Raw genomic sequence first — 17088 nt, 5'->3', positions numbered from 1 at the left:
GTGTCACTTTTTGACACCTTTTATTGTTATGCTTATCTTATCAATCTTAGGAGGTTCAAACAATGAAAAACACACAATTTGCCCTTTTTATGGTCTTAAACGGACGAGCAACGGAAGCCTTGACGTTTTACCAAGAAGCCTTTGCTGGTGATATTCTTTTTAAAATTACTAATCAAGAATTTAAAGAGCGTTTAAATCCTTCTTTGACCATTCCCGCTGGCGAAGAACACTGGCTTTCTCACTCGATTTTACAAATGGACACTTTTCAATTACAACTAGCTGATAATCCTTTGTTTGCAGGAATGAATACCACGCCCACAGAACAATTGACCCTCAGCTTAACCGTCAATAGCCGTCACTCTGCCAAAACAATTTTTGAAAAACTCACGCGCCATCCCGAATCCTGTATTATCCAAGAACCAATTGAAAATGAATTTGCAACATTTTATGCGATTGTGAAAGATCCTTTTGGTTTAGTCACTCAAATTACTCAAGAAAAACAAGCAGATCCTACCAAGAAAGGACGTTAGCCGAAGAATGCGAACCTATGAATCAAAAGAAGCCTTGATTGAGGCCATTCAAATAGCTTCACAAAAATATTTAGCTGAATTTGCAGAAATTCCTGAAACACTTAAAGATCACCGAATTGAAACAGTAGCTAAAACACCTTCAGAGAACTTAGCCTATCAATTAGGCTGGCTCAACTTGCTGCTTTCTTGGGAAGAACAAGAACAACGTGGTCTGACCGTTCAAACGCCAGCTGAAGGTTATAAATGGAATCAACTGGGCGCTCTCTATCAATCATTTTATCAAACCTATGGACAAATGAGTTTAGAAAGTCAGCTGATTGCGTTGCAAGACATCTTAGAAAAATTACTTCATTGGATTGACTCGCTTTCCGAAGACGAATTATTTTTACCTCAACAACGGGCTTGGGCGACTACCAAAGCACAATGGCCTCTTTGGAAATGGATTCACATTAATAGCGTTGCCCCTTTTACTAGTTTCCGAACGCAAATTCGCAAATGGAAAAAAGCGTGTCTTTAAAAAGTTATCCACATTTTTTCAAAAAAAGCTTGACAAGCATTTTTTAAATTCTCCACAGAAAACTTTGTGGATGAAATTTCCTATTTTTTCCAAAAAACTTTTCCACAGTGCTTATTTGTTCGACATTAAATCTTTGTAAATTCTAGAAAAAAGAAGATGAAAACGTTGTTTTAATAACGTTTTCATCTTCTTTCAACTTTAGGGATTCCTTTACTTTTAGCAAGCAGGCCTTCTGAACTTGCGTCTATTTTTTTTAGCAACTCGAAAACTTATCCTTGTGGATAAACCGAGATAAAAAGCTTTTTTGTGGTTTTCAACAGAGTTATGCACAAAGTTATCCACAGGGTGTTTTCAGCAATTTTTCGGAGAATATTCGTTGTTTTAATCTGGTGATTTAGCATTTGAATGTTAATCTCTTACTACTAATTCTTCTTCACTCCACCCTTAGGATCCTAATAAAATTTTAAAGTTTTTCTTCTATTGGTACATCAAATAAAGAGTATGATAAACTATAGGTACTTTCGAAAAATCAGGTGAGGTTATTTATGAAAAATAAAAGTAGGCAGTTTTTAAAAAACAACTGGCCTTATATGTTAGCCAGTTTCTTCATTCCATTTTTAATTATGGCAATTATCTATTTGAGTATTGGGATTTATCCAGGAAGTAGTCGCAGTGTTTTAGCTAGCGATGCCTTTTCTCAATTTTCAAACTTTCACGCAAGCTTTAACAATGTCCTTCATGGAAAACAAAGTCTTTTCTATACGTGGAATGCTTCTTTGGGACTAAACTACTTGTCCTTAATTTCCTATTATCTTGGTGGCTTATTTACGCCGCTCGTCTTTTTCTTTAACAATCAAAACATGCCTGATGCGCTCTATTTCCTAACGTTGTTGAAAATTGGGAGTGCTGGCTTGAGTTTTTGGTTCTTGGCAAAACAAACCTTTAAGATTCCTAAATGGTCCCATGTGACTTTAAGTGTGTCTTATGCGCTAATGTCCTTCATTGTGGCCCATTCAGAATTAATTATGTGGCTGGATGCCTTTATTTATCTGCCACTCGTAATTTTAGGAATTCATCGTTTAATGGACCAACGAAAACCGACATTATTGTTTGTCAGTTATTTCTTGCTTTTCATTACCAATTATTATTTTGGCTTTATGATTGGGTTGTTTTCCTTCCTGTACTATTTTGCACGAACGTTTACAGACTGGCAACGATATAAATCTCGAATCGTTGCGTATTTTACTACTTCTCTTTTAGCTGGTGGAGCATCCATGATTATGGTCTTACCTGCTGTCTTAGATTTACGAACCAATGGTGAAACTCTTTCTGAAATTACAACCTTTAAAACAGAAGCGACTGCCTTTTTAGATATTATTATGAAAAATATGATTGGCGTTTACGATACAACCAAATATGGGTCCATTCCTTTTATTTACATTGGGTTGTTGCCTTTGATTTTTTGTCTCTTCTATTTCGTTACGAAAGAAGTTCCATTGAAAAACAAACTACTTTTTGGCAGTTTGTTTGTCCTATTGATTGCTAGCTTTTACATCACGCCCTTAAATTTATTCTGGCACGGCATGCATGCGCCGAACATGTTTCTTTTTCGCTATAGTTTCCTCTTTTCATTCCTAGTTATTTTGCTTGCTGGTTATGGTTGGGAGAAATTTGAAAAGGATGATCTCGGCGTCTTAAGCGGCTTGATTTTGATTCTTTTAGCAATTTTTGCTCTTGCAATGGGCACAAAAGGTGCTACTAGTTATACGTATGTGACTTTAACCTCTTTCGTATTAACGGCAACTTTTTTGCTATTATACTTTTTCGGGATTGCTTTTTATCAATTGAAAAAAGCGCCTATGCAATACTTAGTGATTTTGTTATTGCTGCTCGTTTCTGGTGAAGCAATCATTAATACACGGGCGATGGTCACTGGTATTTTAGATGATTGGAACTACGCATCACGTAGTTTGTATTCTGAACCTTATCCTGACTTAAAAAATCTAGTCGATCAAACAAAAAAAGAAAATGATACCTTTTACCGCTTGGAAAATCTAAATGGTGTTTCTGCCAATGACGGCATTAACTATGGCTACAGTGGCATTAGCATGTTTTCTTCCGTGCGGAACCGACATTCTTCAACATACCTAAACGCCTTAGGTTTCCGCTCACGAGGCACGAATTTAAATATTCGTTACCAAAATAATACCTTGTTAATGGATGCTTTGATGGGCATTAAATACAATATTGCTGAAAACAATCCAATGAAATTCGGCTTTGAGCGACAAGCAGCTGCTGGTAAATATCAGCTTTATCGTAACGAAAATGCTTTGCCGTTAGGATTTTTAGCAGACAAAGAGATTTACAATGTTCGGCAACCTCTCAATGATAATTTAGGTAGTCAAACAAATTTACTAAATGCTTTAGCCAATACTAATGAACGGTATTTTACCTTTTATCAACCAACGATGACGCTTCAAAATAACGTGACAATTACGCAAAATACAGCTGGCGTAACTTTTACGGAGAAACAACATAACGTAGCCAAAGAGATTTCTTATACAGTCAATGTGCCCGCCAATACGCAAGCTTATTTGAGTTTATTCCCAACAGATTTTGCTCAATTGGAAAGTTCCACTGCGACGGTCACCGTGAACGGCTCGAGTCAGCAATCACAAATTGGCATTACTGGCCAATATTATAACTTAGGTTACTATCCCAAAGATACAACCGTTAACTTCAAAGTAAGTTTTTATGGAACCAAAGCAGTAAGTTTTGTTCAGCCGCAAGTAGTTGGCTTAAATACCAATGCATTTGAAAAAGCCATTTCCGCCGTGCAAGAAAAAGGCGTTGATTTAACAACTGGCAAACGCTCTGCTTCAGGTACCTTTACCGCCGACAAAGATCAAGTACTCGTCACTACAATTCCTTATGACAAAGGTTGGCGTGTCAAAATTGATGGCAAAAAAGTTACCCCAAAAGCCTTTAAAGATGCCTTTCTAAGCGTTCCTGTCAGCGCTGGAACCCATACTATTCAGTTCTCTTATTTACCAGAAGGATTGATTCCTGGCATCGTGTTATTCGTTCTATGTACTGGTGGTTTCGTTGCCTACGTAACCTTGATTCCTGCTAGACGAAACCGTAAAAAAGAAGACAAATAAAAAAGCTTTCACAAAAAACTAAGGGTTATTATTAAAATGACTCTTTATCAATAAGGTCTGATGAGTTGTGAAAAACAAAATCTGAGACAGAATGGGATTCATTCTGTCTCAGATTTTTTTATTATAAATGATTTAGGCAGTTAAAATAGATATTCGTTTATTCTATGAAATATCTATGCTTCCTCAACCTTTTAATTTCAAATTGCTAATTTTATCCAACAAGACAAACATTAATTTGATTTTTTTATGTAATTCCTATGATTTCCATTTAAACTACTAATGACACTATATTAAATAAAAGCAACCATAATTTACCAAAAAACAACAATTTAGTTGCTTTTACATCTTTGGTATTACTGTAAAATAGCAATAAAAAGATTATCACTTCAATAGAAGAAGTACTAATTGATAACGGTAATCTATCAATTGTTACTATTTCAGATATAAAAAGAACAAGAAGATTAACTACGCTTACTGACAATAGCAGACTTATAAATATATCTTGATTATAATTTTTTTTAAACCCAAAAATAAGTAAAACAATTTTCAAAATTATGAACGTAACAAAAAAGATACACAAATTAGCGATTATAACAATAACTATCATAAAAAAATTAAATTCTCCGTTTGAAATATTTAATAGTTTTGACGACTCTTCAATCATTTTTAATAGCTTATTATCTTTTTCTGTAAGAGTAAAAAATAAAAAAATATTTGAAACAAGGTACGGTATAAAAAATGCAAGTATCGACCAGTTCCACTTCTTCGTTTTCAATTGGCTCACCTACCTCATCTAAGTTTATAGCAAAATAGTTATATTCTGATTCGTTATGTAAAACTAAAATAATTAAATGCACCTGCTGCTTCCAATCGCATTCCTAGTGAGGCATTTTCTACCAAAATGGCTAATTATTTATAATCATTGTAAAACATCTTGATTAATTCTAATTTTGATTTAGTTAATCCTAGTCCATGAATTTGAATAAAACAGCTCGACATTTTTACATTACAGGCCATTATGATAGTGTTCTAAACAATATTCAATTACATACTTAGCCAAATTATTCACTTGAATACTTAACTTCTGGTCTTATAAAATTATGTTCTTTCTGTTTATCGGCCTTACTAATCTCAAAATTTTACGTTAAATATCGACATAACGAGATTCCATATTAAAAGATAAACAACCGCCACTCTAATTAAATTCTAATAATAAGCAAACTTAATGTCAACCATTCTTTAATAAAAAAATATATTCTTTGATTAATAATTTGTGATAAATAAAAAAGTTAGACCAAAGTCTAACTTTTTTATTTATATTAGAGTTAAATTTCAGTCATTGCTTCTTCCACAAGCGAAACACTTTGATGTCTTCCTTTCGTAATCAACAAGGAAAGTTGCACAAAAGCAAAGAGGACACTGGTCCGCTTAGGATAAGCAAAATAACGTGGTTGCCAACTAGTGACATATTGTTCTTTGCGCTTGCGTGTATCTTGAAACGCATAAATTTGATAACTATACTTGTAAAAAATATTAACAAAGCGTTCTTTTAAGAAAGAGTACTTGCTCTCCCCTACGTTAGCCAACGGCGCCATCCCAATATCAATTAATTGATAGCCCTGCTGTTGATAGGTTTCAATAAAATGAGTGAACAAATATTCTCTAGTAAAAGCAGGTGCTTCTGAACGAATACGTAACAAATCATACGAAATACTTTTGCCTTTTTCCATTTCTTTTCCCGTAATAAAACCAATGACCGTTTGTTTCTGTCTCACCAAGCCCACGCTACTGCATTTCAAGTACTCGGGATCCAACCGTCCACCAATAAAGTAGCGCTCTTTTTGATTCCGTGACCAGTCCGCAGAAACTCGTTCTAACTCTTGATATAAGGCATCACTAATCGTTTCGGGATAAAATTCAAACTGAAAATCCGCTGCTTCCGCTGCTATTTTTTCAGTCACTGTTTCCGTCCAGGCTGTTTGATTCACTGTTGACGGCTCATCAAATTGAATCAAGCCTTCTTCCCCAACTTTCATAAATTCAAAGCCGCAATCGTGAAGATTCATAACATATTCTTCCGAAATACGATAAAAAACTAATTGATAGCCTAACAAATCAGCTTGATCCATAAACGCCAGTGTCGCCGCTGTCCATTTCTCTCGTTGCCCAATTGGATCCGCCAAGACAAAGCATTTATTAAACTTCATTTGAAACCCAAAAAGTACTTGATCTTCGCCTTCTTCTTGGTAATAAAAATGACCATAATCCTTTAAATACAAAAATTGACTGCCTTCGTTGCCACCAAATTTTTCCAAAAAGCGTGTCAACCGCGCTTCCTCAAACCCCTCACCTAAAGTAACAGTTGTTTCGGCTAAATATTGATACAAAAAGAATAAACCAATCAAGGAAATACTTAATCCAATCAATCCGTTAAACCAAACATCATCTGACGGAAACAACAAAAAGTGATTGATAACTTGATTGCCACCAGCTGGTCGTGCGGCGTAATAGCCAGCAACCGCATAACCGATAAACAAGCAGCCAAACAAAATACTATCTACCGTTAAAGCGCCCCATGAATAAACAAACTTTTCACGATAAAATTCTTTACGAGCCAAAATAACCGCCAATAAAATAACAGCATAAACAGCAATCAACTGCCACGAAGTCGTTCGTGCCACCGTATTTACAATACAAAATCCTAGTAAAATAATTGTAGGCCAATAAGCTTTTTTCACTTTCATAGAAATGCCTCGAGCTAAACCTAATAACAAGAATCCTACAAATAAATTCAATGTTTGATCTAAAAAATTAAAAGAAAAGGGAAGTAACACTTGGAATAAACGACTGACATTCGACAAATTCGTCACAGTCGACAATAGAACCATCATAATTCCTGCAAAATATAACGCCGCCACCAAAATAAAATGCGCCACTTTTTGTGAAAATAACCGAGGTAAATTATCAAAAAATTGATTAACTTTCATGCCTGCTTGTTGCAAGAACAAAATAACTCCTGTCATAAAAGGCGTCACATAATAAAACAAACGATAATACAACAACCAGACGACCGCTTGTGATCGATCAATCCCTAATTGTGATAAGCCCAAAATCATTAAGACATCAAACGTTCCCATACCACCAGGAACCATGGTTAACATCCCGATTAACGTAGCGATAACAAACATTGGATAAACAGAAACCATCGAAACTGGTACCTGCATCAAACGACCTATCATTAAGAAAGCAAACATCCCACCTAGCCATTGACCTAATGAAGCGCCGAATAATAGGAGCACCGCTTTTGGAAAAAATGTTTTAAACAATGTTCGCCGTTTTAAATACGTGAAAAACCAGAGCGCTGGCGCAATCAGGCTGCCCAATAATAACCAAACCCAATATTCACGAAAAACATTTTGGGTTCGAATAAAAAATAAATCAACAAACGCCACAAAAGATAAAATAGATAACCCTGAAATCAAGAACAGAGCAACTTTTGAGACCGTTGCTACAACCTTGCCCCGTGGTACATCTTTTCCGTAAAAATTAATCCGTAGCGTTGCACCAACCACGCCGCCAAAACCCGCTAAGTTATTAATGGTATTGGTGACCCAAGCCGAAGTTAACCAATCCATTCGTTTCATTGGTGGCTTACCTTCTTTTTCCAATAATTTAACGACTACATAGTCATAAAGGAGCATCGGAATAACCCCTAATAGTCCTGCCAAGACCATACCAATTAAACGCCCCGTACTTTGTTGTTCCATCGTGGAAAAAATATCCGCCCAGGTCATGCCTTGAGCGATATGTGTCACTTGGTTAGCCACGAAAACTAATACAGAACCAAGAAAAATTAGTTTCAATAATAAACTGTGTTCTTTCAACCACTGCGTTAGTTGGCTAATATTTTTTTTCATCTTATAGCCTCTTTCATATCTCTTTTCTATTCATTTAACTTTCGTTTTATCGATTTTCTTCCATGGTAGCCTATTTGCTGAAAATTTTCCAGCACGGCTAGACATTTTGGCTGAATCGTATTGTTTTATTGAAAAAAAAGAGTGAGAAAAAAATCGTCTTAGATTTTTTTCTCACTCTTTTAACTGTATTTTTTACGCCACTACTTCTGCGATAATCTCAATCTCCACCAACACATCCATCGGTAATTTAGAGATTTCAATCGTTGTGCGTGCAGGATATTCCGCACTAAAATACTCAGCATAGACTTCATTGAATGCCGTGAAATCCGCCATATTTTGTAAATAGCATGTCGTTTTGACTACATGAGCAAAATCACTACCAGCTTCTGTTAAAATCCCTTGAATATTTTTCAGTACTTGATTGGTTTGTTCTTTAATCGTTGTCCCAACCACCTTGCCTGTTTCAGGATCCAGTGGAATCTGACCAGAAGTAATCAATAAACCATTCACAATTTTTGCTTGTGAATATGGCCCAATTGCTTGTGGTGCTTGCTTTGTTTTAATTGTTTTCATTTCTTTTCCCCCAGTAAATGACAAGTTGTTACTTTTTGTTATTTTATTTGTTTCTATTTTTCCATTGTACTGCAACCATTTTCGGAATGCTATCTTTTCTCAATTATTCCCAAGCGCTGATGCTGTGCCATCCTTTTGTAAAACAGCTTCAAAACCTTGGCGCATCCTTTCAAGTCCCTCGTGTAGTTTTGCTTGCGAACAGCCAATATTTAACCGTAAAAATCGTTGCCCATTACCACCATATATCGAGCCGTCCATAATAGCGACTTTCCCCACAGAAACTAAAGCCTCTTGTAAGCGGGCCACATCTGGAACTGCCGCTGATACATCCAACCACATTAAGTAAGTTGCCTCCAGCTCCGTCACTTTAATTTTTGGCAAATATGTCTGTAAAAAATCTTTCACGTAACGTTGGTTCTCCGCTAAATAATCATTCAACTCGTCAACCCAAGTACCACATTTTTGATAGGCCGTCATGGTTGCTAGCATTCCCAAAATACTTGTTGATGATAGACCATCGGCGTTTTTTAATTTGAGCTGAAAAGCGTCACGTAATTCGTTATCTGGAATTAGGGCGTAAGCAAAAATCAGCCCTGGAAAATTAAAGGTTTTCGTGCCACTGGTAATAATGGCAGATTTTTTATAATCAAATTGCGTAATTGGTCGATGAACTTGGCCTTTATTAACGATATCCATATGAATTTCATCAGAAAGTAAAAACACATCATACTGTTGGCACAATGAAACCATTCGCTCTAATTCCCATTGCTCCCAAACACGTCCTGTTGGATTATGCGGGGAACATAAAAGCAAACAGCGATTTTCTGGTTGCGCTAGTTTTTTTTCTAAATCAATAAAATCAATGCTGTAGCGCTTCTCTTGATAAAGCAATTCATTTGCCACTACTTGCCGCTTATTTTCCTGAATAACTTTAAAAAATGCATCATAGGCAGGTGTTTGTAAAATAATGCCCTCCCCTTCGTTAGTTAATAATTGAATCAAAGCAGAAATCCCGTAGATAACGGTCGGGGTATACATAATCCAGTGTTCTTCAATCTTCGTCTGGAATCTTGTCTGGTACCACGTTTGAATTGCTTCTTTTAATTGCGGATGGTTCCACCTCGTGTAGCCAAATACTGGATGGTTCAAACGCTCCTGTAATGTTGCCAGAACTGCCTCTGGCACAGCAAAATCCGTATCGGAAATAGTGAAGGGAAGCAAGTCCGCTTCCCCAAATCGGTCTTCTACAAAATCCCACTGTGTACAATACGTTCCTCGTCGATCAATTGCTTTATCAAACGACACACTCTTCACCTTCTGTCTTTTTTCTAACCTAAAATCATCTCTAATTGATTACGGACCGTTGTCACTTTGGTTCCGATAATCACTTGTACATTCTGCGCATCTAAATGTACAACGCCTAAAGCCCCTAATTGCTTTAATTTGTCATCATCTACTTTATTAGCATCTGCTAACACTAAACGTAAACGCGTAATGCAATTATCAATAGCTTGAATATTCTCTTGCCCACCCAAAGCCGCTAAAATCCCAGGCGCATCATAGCCACCCGTTTTCTTATATTGAACTTCTTGATCGGTATATTCAGTCTCATCTAAGACCTTGTCTCGTCCAGGTGTTTTTAAATCAAAGGTTACAATGACTGTTTTAAAGACGAAATAATAAATAACAAACCAGATAGCGCCGACAATGAGAACCCACCACCATTTTGTATAAGTTCCTTGTAACAAGCCAAAAATAACAAAGTCCAGTAGCCCGCCATCAGTGTTTCCAATCACAACACCCAATAAAGCCATTACCATGAAACCTAGACCAGTCATAATGACATGAAACAGCCATAATAATGGACTAATAAATAAGAATAAAAATTCAATTGGTTCTGTAATGCCAGTGATAGCCGTAGCAATTACACCCGAAAGGAGTAAGCCTTTAATCTTATGTCGATTCGCCGGAGCTGCAGTATGATACATCGCAAGTGCCGCCGCTGGTAAGCCAAAAATAAAGGTCGGCATTTTCCCTTGTGACAAGAAAGCTGTTGCGCTTGGTGAAATCGGTAAATTATTTTGCAATTCTGCATAGAAAATATTTAACGCACCAAACACTTCTTTGCCAGCCACCACCGCTGAACCCCCTGCTTCAGTAAAACGAATCATGGAAACCAAAATATGATGCAACCCAAACGGCAACAGTAGACGTTCCCCTGACCCAAACAGAAAAGGCCCAAAAATACCAGAACGTTGGATAAGTTGGCCAATCGCCATAATCATTAGCGCGAAAAGTGGCCAAACTAACGGAATTACTAAGCCCACGAAGGCCATCACTAATGAAGTAATAATTGGTACAAACCGTGCGCCAGAAAAGAAGGCAAAACTATCTGGTAGTTGCACCGTGTAAAATCGATTATGCAACTTATAGACAATAAGCCCAGCGATAATTCCACCAAGAACGCCCATTTCAATCGTTTGAATCCCAAAAACCATTCCTTGGCCGGCTTCCCGCAACTGCTCAGGATCCACGAGGCGATTCGTCTGCACTAAGTAGAAATTAATCGCTAAATTCATCACCGTATAGCCTACGAAACCTGAAAACGCAGCAATTCCTTTTTCTTTCCGAACTAACCCCAACGGAATGGCCATTGCAAACATGACAGGTAAATAGGCAAACGCAAAACCACCAATTGTCGACATAAATTGGAAAATAATTTTCACTGCGGGCTTTCCTAAAAACGGGATCGTTTCAATCATGGATTCACTGGAAAAAGAACTTCCTAATCCCAACAAAATCCCCATAAAAGCTAATAAAGCCACTGGCAACATAAACGTTTTACCTAATCCTTGGAAAAACTCCCAGAAAGTCGCTTTCTTTTTCTTTACTGCCATTTCTTAACTCCTCCATTCATTCTTTACAAAACTAAAAATGATTGCGTTTACATTCATTGCCCTCATTATAACTAGCCCAAAACAAAGAAAAAAGAGGCTACACTTTTTCTGTATCCCCTTACATCATTTAGTATGGTGTTGCATAAAATTACCGCGGTTGCTTTGCCTCTGCGTACATTAATAAAACCGTATCGAACAAACAAATGACAGCAATTCTTGAACTTAAATCCACGCGCTGATGATAACGTGTCGTCCCTTTGGCAAATAACGTCGTCGTCGACAATTTTTCCAAGGTGCTTCCTTTAGTCGAAATCAAACTAATCATCGGCACTTGCTGTTCCTGCGCTACACGTGCATACGCTAAAATCCCCTTAGTTTCTCCTGTATAACTGACAAAAATGGCTAAATCCTGTCCATCCAGATTCTTAACTGCTGCCGCTTGTTCATCCCAATCAGATCGTGCATAGGCTTTTTTTCCTAAAAATGTTAGCTTTCGTGCAAAATCAGTACAAATAGGAAAACTGCCACCAACACCGAACACTTCAATCGTATTCGCACGCTCAATCATTTTAAGCATTTCCGCGACTTTGGCTTCATCCATTTGTTGAAAACTGTCTTGCACATTGGCGATCAACTGTTGTGTAATGGCTTGAAAACTACGACTATCGCTTTCTGTGCTCTCGCTCTGCACCGATTGGACGATCGCGTATTTTAATTCTTGGAAGCCTCGATAACCTAAGTGTTTTGCTGTTCGAGAAATAGTGGCTGTTGAGACAAACAACGCCTGCGACACCTCATAAATGGTTTGTGAACTAATTTCCGTCATATGCGTCAAAATATAATCCAGTACTTGATTTTCAATTTTACTTAAATCATTTCGTTTCTTTTCTAACAAAGCGATTAATCCTTCAGTCGACATCCAATCCCTCACTTTAAATCCTTTTTTATAATTATACACCAGAATATTCTGATTATTTCAATAAGAAAGTCCAAAATAACCAACAGCGGCTCCATCATTCGCCAGAGAAAAAAATCAGCCTTCCGATGGAGGTACTTGTTGCGCGTTCTTGCTATACTCTGTATATAGAAAACAGGAAAAATTTGGAGGTAGTACGTATGAATAATCAACGACCAATGTTTATAAATATTCTTTTAGTGGTCCTTTTATTTTTAGTTGTCGGTTCACTCTTTAGTGCCGTTGTCGGTATCGTGGGAAGCTTATTGTGGCTAGCAGTAAAAATTTTAGTTCCCGTAGCGATTATCGTGTGGCTTGTTCGAACAATTTCGGGAAATAATGGCAACTGCCACCGTCGTTATTAAAAAAACAGGTTTTCCTTTTCGGAAAACCTGTTTTTTTACTTCTTTTATCTAAAAGCATATACAATATTACTAATACCAAACATCATAAAGTAGAAGCCAACTAAGAAGCTTAAAGTTAGTGCTGAAGACAATGGATTAAATAATAACATTACACCTAAGATAATCCCTAAAACGTCAACAATTAATGTGAACCAGAAGTAACCTGTGCTTACTCGTTTAGCAAAATCTAAAGTAAATAAGCCGAAAATTGAGTCGAATAAAAACCAAATTGCAAAAACAAATGGTAACACAGCGACACCAATATTTAAGTTAAACAATAAGTAAACACCAATTAGGATATCAATAATCCCTAAGATGATTGGTGCATAAGCTTTGTAGCCTAGCAATTCTTTCATACGATTACGTACAAAAATTTCGAAAATCCCTTTAATAATAGCAAAAATCGCAAAAACCATCACAATGGCAATTAAATTACCGGCAGGATTTTGGAAAGAAATTAATGCAGTCAGAACAAATAGAATTCCTAATACTAATGAACCCCAGTCCATTCCATGATGTTGTCGTTGTTCCATGACACTCACTCCTCTATAAAATAATTTATTACACTTATTATGTTACTACTATTTTACAAGGTGTCAAATATTTTCATCGTGCTTTCTGAAAACCATTTCAATGATAACTCCATTAAAAACAACGTATCACTTGATTGTCTCTTTTTTGGTGCACAATTGTGCCTTTTTTGTATAAATAAGTCCCTCGTTTTCCCGCAAAAAAACCGTTACTTTTTCATCTAGTTTATAAAAAAGTAACAGTTATAAATTATTTTTTCTTTTTCCCAATCGAGAGAATCCCTCTTTTTATGACATCAAAGAAACTCAAAGATTGGACCATATGATCTGGGTCAACATATTCACGAATAGCTCGTAACACTCGCTTCGGCTCTTTTGAAGCAAACGTATACGTCCCATTTTTCTTGGTTTGAATCGCATAACGAGGAATCCATTTTCCTTTGAACATTACTGAAGCCAACACGTAATCGACTTCTTCCCACGGAATTTGGATAAACTTACGTGGATCTTTGGCATGGTAAAATTCAAACCCGCGGTCACCTATCATAATTTGTCCATAATCTGTTAATCCTGTAAATGCCGTCGCATCTATAACTAAATCAACTTTTGTGTTTAATGATTGTACCATGTTATCTGCTCCATTTCATTCGACTAATTCCTCTTTATTATACGTTTCTTTCCTGATCGAAACAAACAAAATTACATCTTTGTTTAAAAAAGCGGAAGAAAAGTTTCTCGACTTCTCTTCCGCTTTTTTTGATTAGAAGTAATAAACTTACCTCGTCATTCTTATAATAAGCCGATTAAGTGGCCGACTACGCCGACTACGAATAAACCAAGAATGATAACGATTGGGCTAACTTTTTTCTTCAATAACCACATACATAAGAATGTAAGTAGTAATGGTGCTAGACCTGGAATCAATTGATCTAAGTTATCTTGTAAAGTAGTAACTTTCGTTGGTGAAAGCGCCAAGCCTTGGTTCACTTGTTCAAAGGCTTTATGCATTCCTTCACCGCCAGCAGGAAGTTTATCCCACTCGATATAAGCACCTTTGTCTAACTTAACTTGTGAGACAATTGGTAAGAACTTAATCGATACCCAACGTTGAACTAATGCGGCCAGTACGAACATCCCTAAAATAGAAGCACCTTTTGTAATATCTTGTAGTAAACCACCTGAAAGGTCATCAGTAATTTTAGAACCTGCTTTGTAACCAAACTCTTGTGTATACCACATGAATGACCAACGAATTAAGTTCCAAGCAACGAAGAATAAGATTGGGCCTAAGATATTACCACCCATTGCTAAGGAAGCACCTAAAGCTCCTAACATTGGACGAACAGTAAACCAGAAAACTGGGTCACCGACACCGGCTAAAGGACCCATCATCCCAACTTTAACCCCTTGAATCGCTACGTCATCAACTGGTGCGCCATTGGCACGTTCTTCTTCCAAAGCTAATGTTACACCAAGGATTGGTGAGGCAATGTATGGGTGTGTATTAAAGAATTCTAAGTGACGTTTTAACGCCGCTGAACGTTCTTCTTTCGTTTTATATAATTTTTTGATTGCTGGAATCATTGAGAATGCCCAGCCGCCGTTTTGCATACGTTCATAGTTCCAAGAACCTTGGATAAATGTTGAACGCCAAGCTACAGCTAAACGATCTTTTTTAGTTAATTGAATTTTTTCTGCCATTTTCTTTGCTCCTCCTTCAGAATTAGTAGTCGTTTAAAATATCGCCTAATGGGTCGCCAGAGTTGCCTCCGCCATTTGAGTTAGAAGAACCGCCCATTTTAGATAAGTTCAAGTAAATAAGAGCTAAAGCGACACCTAAAGCACCTAATGCGATTAATGTTAATTGAGAAATCGCTGCGACTACGAAACCGATAATGAAGAATGGCCATACTTCTTTTGTTGCCATCATGTTGATTACTAATGCATAACCTACGGCAACGACCATACCACCACCGATAGCCATACCATCAGTTAACCAAGCTGGCATTGATTCTAAGAAATTACGAACAGTGTCAGCAGGAATGAATAGTAAAGCACCTGCTGGAATCGCAATACGAATACCTTGTAAACATACAGCGAAAATGTGTAACATTTCAACTTGTTTAATGTTGCCTTTTTCAGCAGCCGCATCCATCATGTGAACGATTGGAACCGCAACTGTCCGAACGATCATTGTTAAGAACAAACCTGCAACCGCTAAAGGAACTGCGATGGCAATCGCTGAAGGAACACCTTTAACACCTTGGCCACCTAAAACTAAAATAATTGCTGAGGCAACAGATGCTAAAGCGGCATCCGGTGCAACGGCAGCCCCGATGTTCGCCCAACCTAACGCGATCATTTGTAAAGTACCACCTAAAACAATTCCGGCTTCTAAATTACCAGTAACTAATCCGATTAATGTACATGCTACTAACGGTTGGTGGAATTGGAACTCATCCAAAATCCCTTCCATACCAGCTAGAAAGGCAACGAGTAAAACTAAAATAATTGATATAACAGACATGATAAGCCTCCTATTTTGATTTGTATTTGGCGAGTTACGCGTTTGCTAACTCATTTTTTGCTTTTTTCAAAATTTCGTCCATATTCGCTTTTGAATCATTTGGCACTTTACGCACATCAAATTTGATGCCTTTGGCTTTTAATTCATCAAACGTATCAACGTCTTCTTGACCCATTGATAATACTTTGCTTACAACGACTTTTCCAACAGAGTGAGCCATTGAACCAACGTTTACTTCTGGGATTTCTACGCCGCCTTCAACCACTTTTAAGACGTCTTCAGGATTTTCAAATAATAATAATGCTTTTGTATTGCCAAAACGTGGATCTTTCGCTACTTCAATCATTTTACTGATTGGAATAACATTGGCTTTTACTCCTGGAGGAGCTGCTTGTTCGATTAATTTCTTACGTAAGTCATCTTTTGCAACGGCATCAGAAACAACAATAATTCTGTTTGGTTGTGTTGCTTTTGTCCAAGCTGTTGCTACTTGACCATGTAATAAACGTGAATCAATACGTGCTAGCACAAATTTAATTTTGCCATCGCCAACAACTGTACCTGGTGGTAACGAACCTTTTGGCTGTGCATCTTCTGTCGTAGCAGCTTTTGGTGCTTCTGCTGGTTGTAACTCTTCTGGTTTAACTTTGACACCATCTTTTGCTGTTTCAAGAATGTGTGTCGCAATTTCTTGTGCTGATTCCATAGAGAAACGAGAAGCATATGCTTCAATAACCATTGGTAAGTTCATACCTGCAACGATTGCCCATTTGTCTTTATGATCTTCTAACAATGAGTTCGCTTGGTTAAATGGTGTTCCTCCCCATAGGTCAACTAAAAATAGTACTTCGTCTTGATTGTCAAACGATGCAATGGCTTCTTGCATTTTTGCTTTTACATCATCGGGACCTTCGCTAGGCATTAACGTAACTGCTTTTACATTTTCTTGTTCGCCAAAGATCATTGCACCAGATTGCAAGATCCCTTCAGCAAATTCACCGTGACTTGCTAGGATAATTCCTACCATTTTTATACCTCCTGTATAATTGATGTTTTTTTTCATGGTTGTACTGCTAA

Annotated in this window: 14 protein-coding genes; 4 read left to right on the top strand and 10 right to left on the bottom strand. The window is 37.1% G+C overall.

The window, feature by feature from the left end; genetic code table 11:
* Positions 1-62: 62 nt before the first annotated feature.
* From IGK86_RS00155 to IGK86_RS00145, 3 genes are all read left to right on the top strand, one after another.
* A complete protein-coding gene (locus tag IGK86_RS00155; RefSeq protein ID WP_002364587.1) occupies positions 63-530 on the top strand; it encodes a VOC family protein in 468 nt (155 codons plus the stop codon).
* Positions 531-537: 7 nt separating this feature from the next.
* Entirely contained in the window at positions 538-1047 is a 510-nt protein-coding gene (locus tag IGK86_RS00150; protein ID WP_002378680.1) for a ClbS/DfsB family four-helix bundle protein, read from the top strand.
* A gap of 545 nt (positions 1048-1592) precedes the next feature.
* Positions 1593-4208, top strand: coding sequence for a YfhO family protein (locus tag IGK86_RS00145; protein ID WP_002361467.1), 2616 nt, complete (start codon positions 1593-1595; stop codon positions 4206-4208).
* Positions 4209-5533: 1325 nt separating this feature from the next.
* Here the strand turns inward: IGK86_RS00145 and mprF are convergent.
* The 5 genes from mprF to IGK86_RS00120 form a co-directional block, all read right to left on the bottom strand.
* The gene (gene mprF / locus IGK86_RS00140; RefSeq protein ID WP_002378676.1) at positions 5534-8125 is read right to left on the bottom strand and encodes a bifunctional lysylphosphatidylglycerol flippase/synthetase MprF; all 2592 of its coding nucleotides are present in this window, start codon (positions 8123-8125) and stop codon (positions 5534-5536) included.
* Positions 8126-8317: 192 nt separating this feature from the next.
* Positions 8318-8698, bottom strand: coding sequence for a RidA family protein (locus IGK86_RS00135; protein WP_002356039.1), 381 nt, complete (start codon positions 8696-8698; stop codon positions 8318-8320).
* A 99-nt stretch (positions 8699-8797) separates the two neighbouring features.
* Positions 8798-10012, bottom strand: a complete 1215-nt coding sequence (locus IGK86_RS00130) for a MalY/PatB family protein (RefSeq protein ID WP_016616672.1) — start codon at positions 10010-10012, stop codon at positions 8798-8800.
* Positions 10013-10026: 14 nt separating this feature from the next.
* Positions 10027-11595 (bottom strand): maltose/glucose-specific PTS transporter subunit IIBC, encoded by a 1569-nt coding sequence (gene malX / locus IGK86_RS00125; RefSeq protein ID WP_010818093.1) that lies wholly within the window; start codon positions 11593-11595, stop codon positions 10027-10029.
* Positions 11596-11743: 148 nt separating this feature from the next.
* The gene (locus tag IGK86_RS00120; protein WP_438741894.1) at positions 11744-12514 is read right to left on the bottom strand and encodes a MurR/RpiR family transcriptional regulator; all 771 of its coding nucleotides are present in this window, start codon (positions 12512-12514) and stop codon (positions 11744-11746) included.
* A gap of 197 nt (positions 12515-12711) precedes the next feature.
* Between IGK86_RS00120 and IGK86_RS00115 the strand changes: the two genes are divergently transcribed.
* Positions 12712-12915 (top strand): hypothetical protein, encoded by a 204-nt coding sequence (locus IGK86_RS00115; RefSeq protein ID WP_002383512.1) that lies wholly within the window; start codon positions 12712-12714, stop codon positions 12913-12915.
* Positions 12916-12959: 44 nt separating this feature from the next.
* Here the strand turns inward: IGK86_RS00115 and IGK86_RS00110 are convergent, their stop codons facing one another.
* The 5 genes from IGK86_RS00110 to IGK86_RS00090 form a co-directional block, all read right to left on the bottom strand.
* Positions 12960-13487, bottom strand: coding sequence for an HdeD family acid-resistance protein (locus tag IGK86_RS00110; protein WP_002356034.1), 528 nt, complete (start codon positions 13485-13487; stop codon positions 12960-12962).
* A gap of 247 nt (positions 13488-13734) precedes the next feature.
* Positions 13735-14112: a DUF956 family protein gene (locus IGK86_RS00105; RefSeq protein WP_002356033.1), complete on the bottom strand. Its 378-nt coding sequence runs from the start codon at positions 14110-14112 to the stop codon at positions 13735-13737.
* 161 nt (positions 14113-14273) lie between these two features.
* A complete protein-coding gene (locus IGK86_RS00100; RefSeq protein WP_002356032.1) occupies positions 14274-15185 on the bottom strand; it encodes a PTS system mannose/fructose/sorbose family transporter subunit IID in 912 nt (303 codons plus the stop codon).
* Positions 15186-15207: 22 nt separating this feature from the next.
* Positions 15208-16011, bottom strand: a complete 804-nt coding sequence (locus IGK86_RS00095; RefSeq protein WP_002356031.1) for a PTS mannose/fructose/sorbose transporter subunit IIC — start codon at positions 16009-16011, stop codon at positions 15208-15210.
* A gap of 34 nt (positions 16012-16045) precedes the next feature.
* Complete coding sequence (locus IGK86_RS00090; protein ID WP_010775468.1) at positions 16046-17038, bottom strand: mannose/fructose/sorbose PTS transporter subunit IIA; 993 nt, start codon at positions 17036-17038, stop codon at positions 16046-16048.
* Positions 17039-17088: the final 50 nt, after the last annotated feature.

Source organism: Enterococcus sp. DIV1206, assembly GCF_051712485.1.
Taxonomy (GTDB): domain Bacteria; phylum Bacillota; class Bacilli; order Lactobacillales; family Enterococcaceae; genus Enterococcus; species Enterococcus faecalis.
Note: the sequence above shows the minus strand (reverse complement) of the source record. Positions and strands in the feature narration are given on the sequence as shown.

Excerpts from the sequence above, each read along its gene's own strand:
- IGK86_RS00155 (WP_002364587.1), top strand. The coding sequence starts at position 63 with ATGAAAAACACACAATTTGCCCTTTTTATGGTCTTAAACGGACGAGCA.
- IGK86_RS00150 (WP_002378680.1), top strand. The coding sequence starts at position 538 with ATGCGAACCTATGAATCAAAAGAAGCCTTGATTGAGGCCATTCAAATA.
- IGK86_RS00145 (WP_002361467.1), top strand. The coding sequence starts at position 1,593 with ATGAAAAATAAAAGTAGGCAGTTTTTAAAAAACAACTGGCCTTATATG.
- mprF (WP_002378676.1), bottom strand. The coding sequence starts at position 8,125 with ATGAAAAAAAATATTAGCCAACTAACGCAGTGGTTGAAAGAACACAGT.
- IGK86_RS00135 (WP_002356039.1), bottom strand. The coding sequence starts at position 8,698 with ATGAAAACAATTAAAACAAAGCAAGCACCACAAGCAATTGGGCCATAT.
- malX (WP_010818093.1), bottom strand. The coding sequence starts at position 11,595 with ATGGCAGTAAAGAAAAAGAAAGCGACTTTCTGGGAGTTTTTCCAAGGA.
- IGK86_RS00120 (WP_438741894.1), bottom strand. The coding sequence starts at position 12,514 with ATGTCGACTGAAGGATTAATCGCTTTGTTAGAAAAGAAACGAAATGAT.
- IGK86_RS00115 (WP_002383512.1), top strand. The coding sequence starts at position 12,712 with ATGAATAATCAACGACCAATGTTTATAAATATTCTTTTAGTGGTCCTT.
- IGK86_RS00110 (WP_002356034.1), bottom strand. The coding sequence starts at position 13,487 with ATGGAACAACGACAACATCATGGAATGGACTGGGGTTCATTAGTATTA.
- IGK86_RS00105 (WP_002356033.1), bottom strand. The coding sequence starts at position 14,112 with ATGGTACAATCATTAAACACAAAAGTTGATTTAGTTATAGATGCGACG.
- IGK86_RS00100 (WP_002356032.1), bottom strand. The coding sequence starts at position 15,185 with ATGGCAGAAAAAATTCAATTAACTAAAAAAGATCGTTTAGCTGTAGCT.
- IGK86_RS00095 (WP_002356031.1), bottom strand. The coding sequence starts at position 16,011 with ATGTCTGTTATATCAATTATTTTAGTTTTACTCGTTGCCTTTCTAGCT.
- IGK86_RS00090 (WP_010775468.1), bottom strand. The coding sequence starts at position 17,038 with ATGGTAGGAATTATCCTAGCAAGTCACGGTGAATTTGCTGAAGGGATC.